The 12925-nt window shown below is 42.2% G+C and carries 12 protein-coding genes; all 12 read left to right on the top strand.

Annotated features, from left to right (window positions below; all coding sequences use genetic code 11):
- Positions 1 to 61 precede the first annotated feature (61 nt).
- The 12 genes from MSI_RS09790 to MSI_RS09735 all read left to right on the top strand — a co-directional run bounded on the left by MSI_RS09790 (position 62) and on the right by MSI_RS09735 (position 12894).
- The gene (locus tag MSI_RS09790; RefSeq protein ID WP_009106359.1) at positions 62 to 1003 is read left to right on the top strand and encodes an L-lactate dehydrogenase; all 942 of its coding nucleotides are present in this window, start codon (positions 62 to 64) and stop codon (positions 1001 to 1003) included.
- A gap of 51 nt (positions 1004 to 1054) precedes the next feature.
- A complete protein-coding gene (gene fumC, locus MSI_RS09785) occupies positions 1055 to 2455 on the top strand; it encodes a class II fumarate hydratase (protein WP_009106356.1) in 1401 nt (466 codons plus the stop codon).
- A gap of 140 nt (positions 2456 to 2595) precedes the next feature.
- A complete protein-coding gene (locus tag MSI_RS09780) occupies positions 2596 to 3390 on the top strand; it encodes a CoB--CoM heterodisulfide reductase iron-sulfur subunit B family protein (protein ID WP_009106354.1) in 795 nt (264 codons plus the stop codon).
- On the top strand, positions 3390 to 3785 hold the full coding sequence (locus MSI_RS09775) for a 4Fe-4S dicluster domain-containing protein (protein ID WP_009106352.1): 396 nt from the start codon (positions 3390 to 3392) through the stop codon (positions 3783 to 3785). The genes MSI_RS09780 and MSI_RS09775 overlap by 1 nt, the downstream gene beginning before the upstream one ends.
- Before the next feature lie 14 nt (positions 3786 to 3799).
- On the top strand, positions 3800 to 5812 hold the full coding sequence (locus tag MSI_RS09770) for a CoB--CoM heterodisulfide reductase iron-sulfur subunit A family protein (protein ID WP_009106350.1): 2013 nt from the start codon (positions 3800 to 3802) through the stop codon (positions 5810 to 5812).
- A gap of 18 nt (positions 5813 to 5830) precedes the next feature.
- On the top strand, positions 5831 to 6277 hold the full coding sequence (locus tag MSI_RS09765) for a hydrogenase iron-sulfur subunit (protein WP_009106348.1): 447 nt from the start codon (positions 5831 to 5833) through the stop codon (positions 6275 to 6277).
- Positions 6262 to 7227, top strand: coding sequence for a 4Fe-4S dicluster domain-containing protein (locus MSI_RS09760; protein WP_009106347.1), 966 nt, complete (start codon positions 6262 to 6264; stop codon positions 7225 to 7227). The genes MSI_RS09765 and MSI_RS09760 overlap by 16 nt, the downstream gene beginning before the upstream one ends.
- Positions 7227 to 8288, top strand: a complete 1062-nt coding sequence (locus MSI_RS09755; protein WP_009106345.1) for a 4Fe-4S dicluster domain-containing protein — start codon at positions 7227 to 7229, stop codon at positions 8286 to 8288. Before MSI_RS09760 ends, MSI_RS09755 begins: the two co-directional genes overlap by 1 nt.
- Positions 8288 to 9118 (top strand): FAD/NAD(P)-binding protein, encoded by an 831-nt coding sequence (locus tag MSI_RS09750; protein ID WP_009106343.1) that lies wholly within the window; start codon positions 8288 to 8290, stop codon positions 9116 to 9118. The genes MSI_RS09755 and MSI_RS09750 overlap by 1 nt, the downstream gene beginning before the upstream one ends.
- Before the next feature lie 41 nt (positions 9119 to 9159).
- Complete coding sequence (locus tag MSI_RS09745; protein WP_009106340.1) at positions 9160 to 9852, top strand: 4Fe-4S dicluster domain-containing protein; 693 nt, start codon at positions 9160 to 9162, stop codon at positions 9850 to 9852.
- A 19-nt stretch (positions 9853 to 9871) separates the two neighbouring features.
- A complete protein-coding gene (locus tag MSI_RS09740; RefSeq protein ID WP_009106338.1) occupies positions 9872 to 11518 on the top strand; it encodes an FAD-dependent oxidoreductase in 1647 nt (548 codons plus the stop codon).
- Positions 11519 to 11676: 158 nt separating this feature from the next.
- A complete protein-coding gene (locus MSI_RS09735; protein ID WP_009106336.1) occupies positions 11677 to 12894 on the top strand; it encodes a permease in 1218 nt (405 codons plus the stop codon).
- Positions 12895 to 12925: the final 31 nt, after the last annotated feature.

Here is a 12925-nt window from a genome sequence, read left to right as displayed (position 1 = left end):
AACAATACCCAAATCGAATTAATATTGGTTTAATCATATTTTTGTTTAAGGAGACATGCATATGTCAAACAAGATTACTATTATTGGCGCAGGACAGGTTGGTTCTACAATTGCTTACGCATTGACTTTAAGACAGCTTGCTTCTGAGATTGTACTCATTGATATCGCTAAAGACCGCGCTATGGGTGAAGCAATGGATATCCGTCAGGGTACTCCATTTATTGGACCTGTTTATATTCACGATGGTGATTATAACGATGCAAAAGGTTCTGACATCGTAGTTCTTACTTCTGGTGTTGCAAGAAAGCCTGGTCAGTCACGCCTTGATCTTGCTCAGACAAATGTTGACATCACAAAATCAATCATTCCTGAAATTACAAAGGTGGCTCCAGACGCTCTTTACGTTATCGTAGCAAACCCTGTTGATATCCTTACATATCAGTTTGTAAAAACATCTGGCATTCCTGCTAACCACATCATTGGTACAGGTACAATGCTTGATACAGCACGTTTCCGTGCCCGCATTGCAGAAACTTACAAAGTAGCTCAGGAAAACGTTCACGGTTATGTATTTGGTGAACACGGAGATTCTTCTTTTGTTCCTTGGTCTCTTGCAAACATCGGTTCTGTACCAGTTGAAAACTTTGCTAAAGCAGCAAACGGTCTTTCACTTTCTTCTTTCAACAAAGATGACGTAGAAGACTATATCCGCAAGTCTGGCGGTATCATCATCGCTGCTAAAAAATGCACAAACTATGCAATTGGTATTACAACTGCAACTTTGTGTGAAGCTTTGGATTATGAAACAGATTCTATGCTTACTGTTTCTACAATGCTTAACGGTGAATACGGAATTGATGATGTATGTCTTTCTATTCCTTGTATCGTTGGAAGAAAAGGTCTTTCATCACACATCGTAGCACCAATCACAGACGCAGAAATTGCATCTCTTAAGCACAGTGCTGACTGTCTTAAAGACGTAATCAAACAGCTTAAATTCTAAATTATTGAAAGTGCACTTACGGGTGCACTTTCTTTTAAGGATAATAAAAATATGGAATACAAAATTGAACATGATTCAATGGGTGAAGTAAAAGTTCCTGCAGACAAGTACTGGGGAGCTCAGACTGAGCGTAGCCATGAGAACTTTGAAATCGGCGTAGGAATTGAAACAATGCCTCGCGAGATTACAAAGGCTTTCGGTTACCTTAAAAAGGCAGCTGCAATGGCTAACAACGCCCTCAAACCTGAGAAAATGACTGATGAAAAACTCAAGGCAATTTCTCAGGCTTGTGACGAAGTTATTTCAGGCAGTCTTAATGACCACTTCCCTCTTGTTGTATGGCAGACAGGTTCTGGTACACAGTCTAACATGAATGCCAATGAAGTAATTGCAAACCGTGCCAACGAGATTGCCGGCAAAAAATTGTGTCATCCAAACGATGATATCAATATGAGCCAGTCATCTAACGACACATTCCCTACAGCACTTCATATTTCTGCTGTAAGTGTAATTGAAGACAAACTCTTCCCTGCAATTGATACTTTGGTGGCTACCTTCAAAAAGCTTGAAAAAGAAAACGAAGGCATCGTTAAATCTGGTCGTACTCACCTTCAGGATGCTGTACCTATCTCTTTTGATCAGGAAATCAGCGGTTGGAGAACTTCCCTCGAACGTGACAAGGAGATGCTTGCATCTTCACTTCCATATCTTAAGCAGCTGGCATTGGGTGGAACTGCGGTAGGAACCGGCTTGAACGCACCAAAAGGATTTGATTCTAAGGTTGCAGAAGCTGTTTCAAAACTTACTGGCAAAGATTTTATTACCGCTCCAAACAAATTCCATGCCCTCACATCTAAAGACGAACTCGTATTCGCTCACGGAGCAATCAAAGCTCTTGCCGCAGATATGATGAAAATCGCTAACGATGTACGCTGGCTTGCATCTGGTCCTCGTGACGGTCTTGGAGAAATCCATATTCCGGAAAACGAACCGGGTTCTTCTATCATGCCTGGAAAGGTAAACCCTACTCAGTGCGAAGCTGTAACAATGGTTGCAGTTCAGGTTATGGGAAATGACGCAGCTGTAGGATTTGCAGCTTCACAGGGTAACTTTGAATTGAACGTATTCATGCCTGTGATTGCATACAACTTCATTCAGTCTGCACGCCTTCTGGCAGAGGCTATGCTCTCATTCAACAAGAACTGTGCTGTTGGTATCAAAGCAAACAAAGAAAAGATGCACCACAACTTGTACAACTCTTTGATGCTTGTTACTGCATTGAACCCATACATTGGTTATGAGAACGCTGCAAAGACAGCCCACAAGGCATTCGACGAGAATATTTCTCTTAAAGATGCCTGCGTAGGACTTGGCTTCCTCACAGCTGAAAAGTTTGATGAGGTTTTCAAACCTGAAAGTATGGCTTATCCACAGGGTGAGAGAAAAAACTAGTTTTTTCTTGATTGATAGCAAACCGTTAAGAAAATTGCGAGAGCAATTTTTAGGTTTACCTATCTAAATTATCACGGCCGTATTTTTATACGGCCTAATTAGAGCAAATTAAATAGTTTAATACATTTATAGGAGCAAGTATGAATTATTCATATTTTCCTGGATGTACGTTAAAAAACAAGGCACTTGACCTTGATAAATACGCACGTGCATCTGCGGAAGCATTGGGTTTCACACTTGAAGAAATTCCTGAATGGCAGTGCTGCGGAGGTGAATATCCGCTTGCAAAAGACGAAATAGCTACAAAGCTTCCGTCAGTTCGCGCTCTGGCAAATGCCCGCGATGCTAAACAGGATTTAGTTACACTTTGTTCTGCATGCTACAACGTTATCAAACAGGTTAACGATGACATGCAGAATGATGAAAACGTTATTCTCAAGGTGAACAATTATCTGGCTCACGATGAAATCGAGTATCATGGAGAAACAAAAGTTCTTCATTATCTGGAAGTTCTTCGCGACGTCATCGGCTGGGACAAGGTAAAGGCAGCAGTTAAAAAGCCATTCACTGGCAAAAAGATTGGTGCTTATTACGGATGTCTTCTTTTGCGTCCTGGTAAGGTTCTTCAGCTTGATGATCCGGAGAATCCACAGCTTCTTGAAGATTTTATCAAGGCTATCGGAGCTACCCCTGTCATTTACTCACAGAGAAACGAATGTTGCGGCGCTTACACAATGTTCGAAGACGCTTCTATTCCAAAGTCACGCACAGAAAAGATTCTTGCAAACGCAGAGGATATGGGAGCAGACTTCCTTGTAACAAGCTGCCCGCTTTGTAAATACAATCTTACAAAAAACAAAGGCAATAGCAAACTCGATGTAATTTACTTTACAGAACTGCTTGCTGAAGCACTTGGATTAAAGGAGGAGAAGTAATGTTACCTTCAGAAATCGAAGCAGCTAAAAAAAGCATTCTTTCAATCAGCGGTGTAAATCCTAAGAAATGTATGGTTTGCGGTAAGTGTTCAGGCACCTGCCCTAACTATGATTCTATGGAATATCATCCACATCAGTTTGTTCAGATGGTAGAAAACGGCGAAATTGAACCACTCTTGAAGTCTAAGTCAATGTACGCTTGTCTTTCATGCTTTGCCTGTCTTGAACGCTGTCCACGTCAGGTTGAACCTGCAAAACTTATTGAAGCTGTACGTCTTTTTGTTGAGCGTCAGCGCGGTCCTCATCACCTTGAAGCTGAGGATGTACCAAACTATCTGGATGCAGATATGCCTCAGCAGGCTGTGATGAGCGCATTCAGAAAATACAAGAAATAGGAGTGGCATAGAAAATGGAAAAAATTGGTGTTTTCGTATGTCACTGCGGTACTAATATTGCCGGTACAGTTGACGTAGCAAAAGTTGCAGAAGAGCTTGGAAAAGTAAACGGTGTTGTTTACTCTACAAACTACACATACATGTGTTCTTCTGCCGGACAGAAAATGATTGAAGACAAGATTCACGAACTTGGCCTTACTGGTGTAGTTCTTTGTTCTTGTTCTCCACGTATGCATGAAAAAACCTTCCGTTCATGTGCTGAACGCGCTGGTTTGAACCCATATAAAGTTGAAGTTGCCAATATCCGTGAACAGTGTTCATGGGTTATGAAAGACATGGCAGACGCAACTGAAAAAGCAATCGCACTTGGTAAAGCCGCAATTGCAAAAACAATTCTGGATACACCTCTTATCGAAGGTGAAACTCCGATGACAAAGCGCGCTTTGGTAATCGGTGGCGGTATTGCAGGTATTACTGCTGCATTGGACATTGCTGATGCAGGTTTCCCTGTTGATATCGTAGAAAAAGATTACACAGTCGGCGGAAAGATGGCTAAGCTTGATAAGACTTTCCCTACTCTTGACTGTGCTTCTTGTATCGTAACACCTAAGATGACAGAAGTAAGCCAGAACGCTAACATCCGCATTCTTTCTTACTCAGAAGTTAGCAGAGTTAGCGGTTACATCGGAAACTTTGAAGTAGACATTAAACGTCACCCACGCTATGTAGATGAAGATAAATGTACAGGTTGTGGTGCTTGTATTGAAAAATGTCCTAACAAGAAGGTTCCAAACAGCTTTAACCTTAATCTTAATACAAGAAAAGCAATCGATATTCCTTTTGCTCAGGCAGTTCCAAAAGTTGCCGCAATCAGCGCTGATTACTGTCTCCACATGAAGGGTCTTAAAAACGGAAAAGACAATGTTTGTGGATTCTGTGAAAAAGCTTGTGCTGCGGGAGCTATTGACTTCAGCCAGAAGGAAACAACTCTTACAGAAAAATACGGTGCAATCATCGTAGCAACTGGTTATAACCCAATTTCATTGGAAAAATTCGATGAATATGCTTACAGTCAGAGCCCTGACGTTGTTTCTTCTCTTGAGTTCGAGCGTCTTTGTAACGCATCTGGTCCTACAAACGGTCACCTTCTCCGCCCATCAGACGGAAAAGAACCAAAGAACATTGTATTCGTACAGTGTGTAGGTTCACGCTGCTCTGCAGATTCAACAAAAGGTCACGAATACTGCTCAAAAATCTGCTGTATGTATACAGCAAAACACGCAATTCTTACCCGCGATCATTATCCTGATACAAACATCACTGTATTCTATATTGATGTTCGTACTCCTGGTAAAAACTTTGATGAATTCTACCGCCGTGCCGTTGAACAGTACGGAGTTCACTACATCAAGGGTCAGGTAGGAAAAGTTACTCCGCTTTCTGACGGTACATTAGATGTTCAGGGTTCAGATTTGATTTTGAACAAACAGGTTCACATCAAGGCTGATATGGTAGTTCTTGCAGCTTCTATCGAAGCAGACAAGTCTGCCCGCCCACTGGCAACAATGCTTACAACATCTATGGATAACAACGACTTCTTCCTTGAAGCACATGCAAAGCTCCGTCCTGTAGAATCTCCTACAGCCGGTATCTTCCTTGCAGGATGCTGTCAGGGTCCAAAAGATATTCCTGAAACTGTAGCTCAGTCTTCTGGTGCAGCAGCTAAGGCAATCTGTCTCTTGGTTAAAGATAAGCTTAAGAACAATCCATGTACTGCAAATCCAAACGAAAACATGTGTAACGGATGCGGTCAGTGTGCTAACGTTTGTCCTTACGGTGCAATCTCTTATGTTGATAAGGATTTCCGTGGTCCAAACAGAACTACAATCACTCGTCATGTATCACAGGTTAATACAGCTATGTGTCATGGTTGTGGTGCTTGTACAGTTGCCTGCCCTTCTGGTGCTATGGATCTTCTTGGATTCAGCAACAAACAAATCTTGGCGGAGGTTGATTCAGTTCTCTAATAACTGAAGAAATGATTTATGAGTGAAAACACTAATAAAGAATGGACGCCAAAGATTGTAGCTTTCTGCTGTAACTGGTGTTCCTATGCGGGTGCTGACCTTGCCGGTAATAACCGTCTTGAGTACCCTTCTAACGTAAAAATTATCCGCATTCCGTGCTCTTGCCGCTTGAACCCTATGTTCATTCTTCGTGCATTCCAGCGCGGTGCTGACGGAGTTATTTTGTGCGGTTGTCACCCAGGTGACTGCCACTATTCTACAGGAAACTATTTTGCACGCCGTCGTATGACTCTTCTTTTCTCTATGCTTGACTATCTTGGTATTGAAAAGAAACGTACACGCGTTGAATGGTGTTCTGCTGCCGAAGGTGTACGCTTTGCAGGAATCATGAACGATTTCGTTGCTCAGATTAAAGCCCTTGGTGAAAATAAACGTCTGGAGGATTTACGATGCAAGACAAATTAATCGCACGTGCAAAAGAATTACTTGCAGAAGGAAAAGTCCAGAAGGTTGTTGGCTGGCAGAAAGGTCTTTTTGAAGACGATATCACACCAGCAGTTTTCAGTTCTGCAGAAGAATTGGACAAAGGATTTGTTTTCAACAAAGAATGTAAGGCAAATCTTTCTAAATATCTTGTAAAAATTACTCGTGAAATTGAAGTAAAGAAGAGCACTACAAGAATGAACAACACAATGGCTAAACAGCGTGATCCAAACGCAGAAGATAAGCCAATTCCACAGGAAGTTGTTCTTGTATTCTTGAAGCCAAGTGACTCACTTTCTTTCACACAGCTTTTGAAAGAAAACCGCATCACTCGTTCTGATGTTTATGCAATCGGTGTTCCTTGTCAGGATACTCTTGACGGCGGCGACCTTTGCGATTCTTGCAAAGGCAAAAAACACGTTTCTTGCGACGAACTTCTTGGTGTAAAAGAAGACGCAGAAGTTACTCCAAACACAGAGCGTATGGAAATGGTAGCTAAGCTTGAAGCTATGACTCCAGATCAGCGCTTTGAGTTCTGGCGCGGCGAAATGTCTCGCTGTATCCGCTGTAACGCATGCCGTAACGTATGTCCAGCATGTACCTGCGAAAAATGTGTATTTGATAACAATGCACTTTACACAACTCAGAAAGTTGCAGAAACAAACTTTGAGGAAAATCTTTTCCACATTATCCGCGCATGGCACGTTGCAGGACGCTGTACAGACTGCGGTGAATGTTCAAGAGTTTGTCCTCAGAACATTCCTCTTTATCTTCTTAACCGCAAATTCATTAAGGATATTAATGAAATCTACGGCGAATATCAGGCCGGAGCAGACATGGAATCAAAACCAGCTATGCTCACATTTGATGCAGATAAAGACCCTGAAACTACAATTGTTTATGACAGATCTAAAGAAGGAGGTGAAGAATAATGCTTTCTATTTCATCAGATAAAATTGATTCATTATTTGAACTTATCGGTTCAAAACAGCCTCTTTATTTACCTGTTGATAACAGCGTTGGTAAGGCAGACTTCAAAAAATGGGAAAAAGGTGTAAAACTTTCAAGCCAGCTCAAAACTGTACGCTCGGCAAAAGATTTCTTCTTCCCAAAAACTGAACACATGGTAAGTTACCAGATGAAGGGCAAAGAAATCACAATGACTGATCCAAGAAAAGACATAGAAGACTTTGTGATTTTTGGTGTACGCCCTTGCGATGCTGTAGGTTTTTCTGTAATTGATAACGTTTACCTCAACATGCAGCCGGTTGATTCTTACTACAAGAACCGCCGCGACCACGGAACTGTAATCACTCTGGCTTGTAACGAGCCTGCAAAGACCTGCTTCTGTTCTACATACGGAATTGATGCATCTTTGGCAAATGACAAAAACGGTTCTAAAGGTGATGTAAGCTGCTGGCAGGCAGACGGAAAATTCTTCTTTGAAGCTAACACAGAAAAAGGAAAAGCTTTTGTAGAAAAGGCAAAATCTGCCCTTGCAGAAGCTGATGCAAAATCTGTTGACGCTGCAAAAAAAGACATTGCTGCTAAAGTTGAAAAACTTCCATTTGCACACCTTGACCTTTCAAAATTCCAGGGCAAGGATATGCTCAAGATTTTCAACTCAAAAATCTGGGATAAAGTTTCAGAAGCATGTGTTGGCTGCGGAACTTGTACTTATGTCTGCCCTACCTGTATGTGTTTTGACGTACGTGACTTCGACACAGGAAACGGCATCCGTCAGGTTCGCTGCTGGGACTCATGTATGTACAACGACTTTACTCAGATGGCTGCAGAAAACCCACGTCACACACAGAAAGAAAGAAGCCGCCAGCGCTTTATGCACAAACTTATGTACTACCCTATGGCACACGAAGGTCTCTTCTCTTGCGTAGGATGTGGCCGCTGTCTTGAAAGCTGTCCTGTAAATATGAACATCGTTAAGGTTATCAAAGCAGTACAGGAAACAGATGATATTGGAGGAGATAAATAATGGAAGCTAAAGAATCATTTATCCCTTACATTGGTAAAATTATTGACATTAAACAGGAAACTCCTGATGTTAAGACTTTCAGCGTAGTTGGTCTTGACGGAAAGAAATTGTTCAACCACATTCCGGGCCAGTGTGCTATGCTCATCGTTCCAGGTGTTGGTGAATCAATGATTTCCATCACTTCTTCACCTACTCTTGAAAGCCACATGGAGTTCTCAATCAAAAAATGCGGTTGTGTAACTGAATGGCTGCACAATGCAGAAATTGGTCAGCAGATTTGTCTCCGCGGTCCTGTAGGAAACGGATTCCCTGTAGAAGGAGCTCTTAAAGGTAAAGACATTCTTGTAATTGCCGGAGGTATTGGTATTGCTCCTGTACACTCTGTAGTAAACTACATGATGGATCACCGTGAAAACTACGGTAAAATCCAGGTAATTTATGGTGCACGTTCTAAGGCTGACCTTGTCCGCCTGGATGAAATGCAGAATGTATGGATGAAACAGCCTAACTGTTCTATCGATATCACAATCGACCGTGCAGAAGAAGGCTGGAACGGCCACGTAGGCTTTGTTCCTCCATTCATCACAGAGCTCAAGCCGGATGCCGGTATGACTGTAATCATGTGTGGACCTCCAATCCTCATTCACATGTCTCTGAAAATCCTTAAAGACCTTGGTTTCAAGGATGAACAGATTTTCACAACAATGGAAATGCGCATGAAGTGCGGTATCGGTAAATGTGGAAGATGTAATATCGGTGACAAGTTCGTTTGTAAAGACGGTCCGGTATTCAGCTTTGACCAGCTTGGTGAGTTACCACCAGAGTATTAATAGTACGCACCCCTTTAGGGGTGCTAACATTAGGAGCAAATATGTCAGATAAAAAAGAAATGGCAACAATATATCTGTTCGGAAAAAAATATGAAGTTCCGGCAGAACTTACAGTAATGAATGCTATGGAATACGCTGGATATCAGCTTAAACGTGGCTGCGGATGCCGTAACGGTTTCTGTGGTGCATGTGCTACTATCTACCGTATTAAGGGACAGAACCAGCTCAAGACTTGCTTGGCTTGTTCACAGAAAGTAGAAAACGATATGTATATCGCAACTCTTCCTTTCTTCCCACTCGTAAAACAGATTTACGACATCAACAAGATTAAACCTGAGCAGGCTGTTATGATGCAGCTCTACCCTGAGATTTACTCTTGTGTAGGATGTAACGCTTGTACACGTGCATGTCCACAGAGCCTTAACACAATGCAGTACATTGCTTATGCACAGCGCGGAGACTTCGCAGCATGTGCTGATGCATCATTCGACTGTATTATGTGCGGATGCTGTTCATCACGCTGTCCTGCAGGAATCAGCCACCCACAGGTTGCTGAACTTGCACGCCGTATCAACGGTAAATACTTGCAGCCACAGACACAGCACCTTCTTGACCGTGTTGCAGAAATCGATTCTGGTGCATGTGAAGAAGCAATCAAGAAGTTTGTAGAAATGTCTACAGGCGACAAAGAGCAGATTAAAAATCTTTATAACAATCGCGAAATCGAGAAATAGGCAGTAGAGGAGGAAAAGAATGTACGGAAATCACTTGGACGAAGCTGCAAAAATCGTTGCAGCAAAACGCGAAGAAAATTTGAAGTTTGAACACGCACGCCTTACTGCTGATGAAAAAGATGATCTTCTTAAGAAGTTCCATCCAGACCGCATCCCTGAGCAGTTTGCAGAAATTAAAATTGGTCCTAATAAGGGACAGAAAGCTCCTCTTGAGCTTTTGGAAATGCTTCAGGCTAAACCTCGCATTGAACCAGAAAAAATCGACCTTTCACACATCGACTACGAATCAGATGTACTCGTAATTGGTGGTGGTGGAGCCGGAACTTCTGCTGCTATCATGGCTTCTGAAGCTGGTGCAAAAGTTTTGCTCGTAACAAAACTCCGCGTTGGTGATGCTAACACAATGATGGCTGAAGGTGGTATTCAGGCTGCAGATAAGCCAAATGACTCACCTGCACAGCACTATCTTGACGCTTTTGGTGGCGGACACTTTGACGGAAAACCAGAACTTGTTTACACATTGGTAAACAAAGCTCCTTCTGTAATCAAATGGTTGAACGACCTTGGTGTTGAATTCGACAAGATGCCGGACGGTACAATGGTAACAACTCACGGTGGTGGAACAAGCCGCAAGCGTATGCACGCATGTAAGGACTACTCTGGTGCTGAAATCATGCGTACTCTCCGCGATGAGACTTTCAACCGCGCAGATTCAATCACAGTTGTAGACTTCACATCTGCAATTGAAATCATCAAAGACGACAAGGGTAATGCCTGCGGTGCTGTTTTGATGAACATGGAAACAAACGAGATTCGCATTGCTAAGGCAAAGGTTGTAATCATCGCTACTGGTGGTGCCGGACGTATGCACTATCAGGGATTCCCAACATCTAACCACTACGGTGCTACAGCCGATGGTCTTGTAATGGCTTACCGCGCTGGTGCAAAACTCCTTTACCAGGATTCTTTGCAGTATCACCCAACTGGAGCTGCTTACCCAAGCCAGATTCTTGGTAAGCTGGTAACAGAAAAAGTACGTTCTTTGGGTGCTAAACTCATCAACAAAGACGGTACAGTATATATTCACCCTCTTGAAACACGCGACGTAAACGCTTCTGGTATTATCCGCGAAGTAAAAGAAGGCCGCGGTGTAGAAAACGGTGTTCAGACAGCTGTATGGCTTGATACTCCAATGATCGAAATGATCCACGGAGAAGGAACAATCCTTAAATCAATTCCTGCTATGTACAACATGTTCATCAAATACGGAATTGATATCCGCAAGGAACCAATCCTTGTTTACCCAACACTCCACTATCAGAACGGTGGTGTTGAAATCGACAAGACTTGCCACACTAACGTTGGAAACCTCCTGGTAGCAGGTGAAGCTTCTGGTGGTGTTCACGGTACAAACCGCTTGATGGGTAACTCACTCCTCGACGTAGTTGTATTCGGACGCGAAGCTGGAATTGAAGCAGGTAAGATGTTCAAGGACATCAAACTTGCTGACACTTCAAAACTTACTTTGCAGCACGTAAAGGATTTTGAAGCAGAACGCGCTAAGGCTGGTATTAAGGGTGATGCAGTTTCTCCAAAACTCCTCCCAACATATCACCACGGAAATCCTGAATTCGAAGGAAAAGAGATTCCTGGAGCAACAAAATAAGCTGACTTAATCAGCTGATATAAGCCGCTGACTTTCAAAGGTCGGCGGCTTTTTTTATGCATAAAACTGTACGTTTTTCTATAAAATGTCACTTCTTGCTCAAAAACGCGCCAAATTATATAATATAAAAAATTTATGTTTTTATTCGAGGTTTTATTATGATTCTTTTTGGTGGAATTTTATCGATAAAAGCAATCAGTTTCCTTGTTTTCAGCGTATTTATTATTGCTGGTCTTGGTTACCTGCTTGGACGAATTACCATTAACGGAATTTCTTTGGGAACTGCAGGCGTATTTATCGTTGCTCTTCTTTACGGCGCATTTCTTTATTCACCGCTTCAGGCACAGCTTTTAGTTGGTGGAAAAACTTATGTTACAAGCGCACTCAAGATTGTAGAAAATCTTGGTCTTATCCTTTTTGTAACATCAGTAGGATTTATTGCAGGTCCAAGTTTCTTTGGTGATTTCAAGCGTAACTTTAAATCATATATCGTACTTGGTCTTTTGATTATCGTTATGGGCGGTCTTTCTTGTGCCGGCTGTATCGTATTTGATAACAAGGTATTCGGACGCAATCTTGAAGAAGTATCTGCAATGCTGGTAGGTCTTCTTTCAGGTTCCCTTACATCTACTCCAGCCTTCTCAGCTGCAAAAGCAACAGTAACAAGCGAAAGCCTTGAAGCAATCGTTGCTGTAGGACACGGAATTGCCTACCTCTTTGGTGTAGTTGGTGTAGTTCTTTTTGTACAGCTTGTTCCAAAGCTTGCAAGAGCAAACATGGAAGAAGAACGTGCTAAACTTTCTGAATCTGCTCCAAAAGCTCCTTCAAAACTTACAGGTAACGAAATGGAAATCGACCCATTTGGATTCGGAGCTTTCTCTGTAGTAGCAGTTCTTGGAATCTGCGTAGGTTCATTCAAGTTCGGAAACTTCTCTCTTACAACAACAGGCGGCTGTCTTTTGGTTTCTTTGATCTGCGGTCACTTTATGAAAATCGGTAACGTTTCTATCATGCCTCAGGAAGGAACACTAAAAGTATTCCGTGAACTTGGTCTTATGCTCTTTTTGATTGGTGCCGGTGTTGCAGGTGGTGCTTCATTCGTTAAATACTTTGAATGGGTATACTTCATCTACGGAATCATCATGACCCTTGTTCCAATGATTATCGGCTTCATCTTTGCCCGTTATGTACTCAAACTCAACCTTTTGAACAACCTTGGTTCAATCTGTGGTGGTATGACTTCTACTCCTGCTTTGGGAACTTTGATTTCTACTGCAGGAACAGAACAGGTAGCAGGTGCTTACGCTTCAACTTACCCAATCGCTTTGATTGCCGTTGTAATCGTATCACAACTCCTGATCATCTTCTTCCGCTAATATAGCAGGATAAAAAAATGAGCGCTGTTCA

This window comes from Treponema sp. JC4 (assembly GCF_000260795.1).
In the GTDB taxonomy this organism is placed as follows: Bacteria; Spirochaetota; Spirochaetia; order Treponematales; family Treponemataceae; genus Treponema_D.
The sequence above is the reverse complement of the archived record's forward strand: the minus strand, read 5'-3'. Positions and strand labels throughout refer to the sequence as shown.

Coding starts and splice junctions, on each gene's coding strand:
- MSI_RS09790 (WP_009106359.1), top strand. CDS start 62: ATGTCAAACAAGATTACTATTATTGGCGCAGGACAGGTTGGTTCTACA.
- fumC (WP_009106356.1), top strand. CDS start 1,055: ATGGAATACAAAATTGAACATGATTCAATGGGTGAAGTAAAAGTTCCT.
- MSI_RS09780 (WP_009106354.1), top strand. CDS start 2,596: ATGAATTATTCATATTTTCCTGGATGTACGTTAAAAAACAAGGCACTT.
- MSI_RS09775 (WP_009106352.1), top strand. CDS start 3,390: ATGTTACCTTCAGAAATCGAAGCAGCTAAAAAAAGCATTCTTTCAATC.
- MSI_RS09770 (WP_009106350.1), top strand. CDS start 3,800: ATGGAAAAAATTGGTGTTTTCGTATGTCACTGCGGTACTAATATTGCC.
- MSI_RS09765 (WP_009106348.1), top strand. CDS start 5,831: ATGAGTGAAAACACTAATAAAGAATGGACGCCAAAGATTGTAGCTTTC.
- MSI_RS09760 (WP_009106347.1), top strand. CDS start 6,262: ATGCAAGACAAATTAATCGCACGTGCAAAAGAATTACTTGCAGAAGGA.
- MSI_RS09755 (WP_009106345.1), top strand. CDS start 7,227: ATGCTTTCTATTTCATCAGATAAAATTGATTCATTATTTGAACTTATC.
- MSI_RS09750 (WP_009106343.1), top strand. CDS start 8,288: ATGGAAGCTAAAGAATCATTTATCCCTTACATTGGTAAAATTATTGAC.
- MSI_RS09745 (WP_009106340.1), top strand. CDS start 9,160: ATGTCAGATAAAAAAGAAATGGCAACAATATATCTGTTCGGAAAAAAA.
- MSI_RS09740 (WP_009106338.1), top strand. CDS start 9,872: ATGTACGGAAATCACTTGGACGAAGCTGCAAAAATCGTTGCAGCAAAA.
- MSI_RS09735 (WP_009106336.1), top strand. CDS start 11,677: ATGATTCTTTTTGGTGGAATTTTATCGATAAAAGCAATCAGTTTCCTT.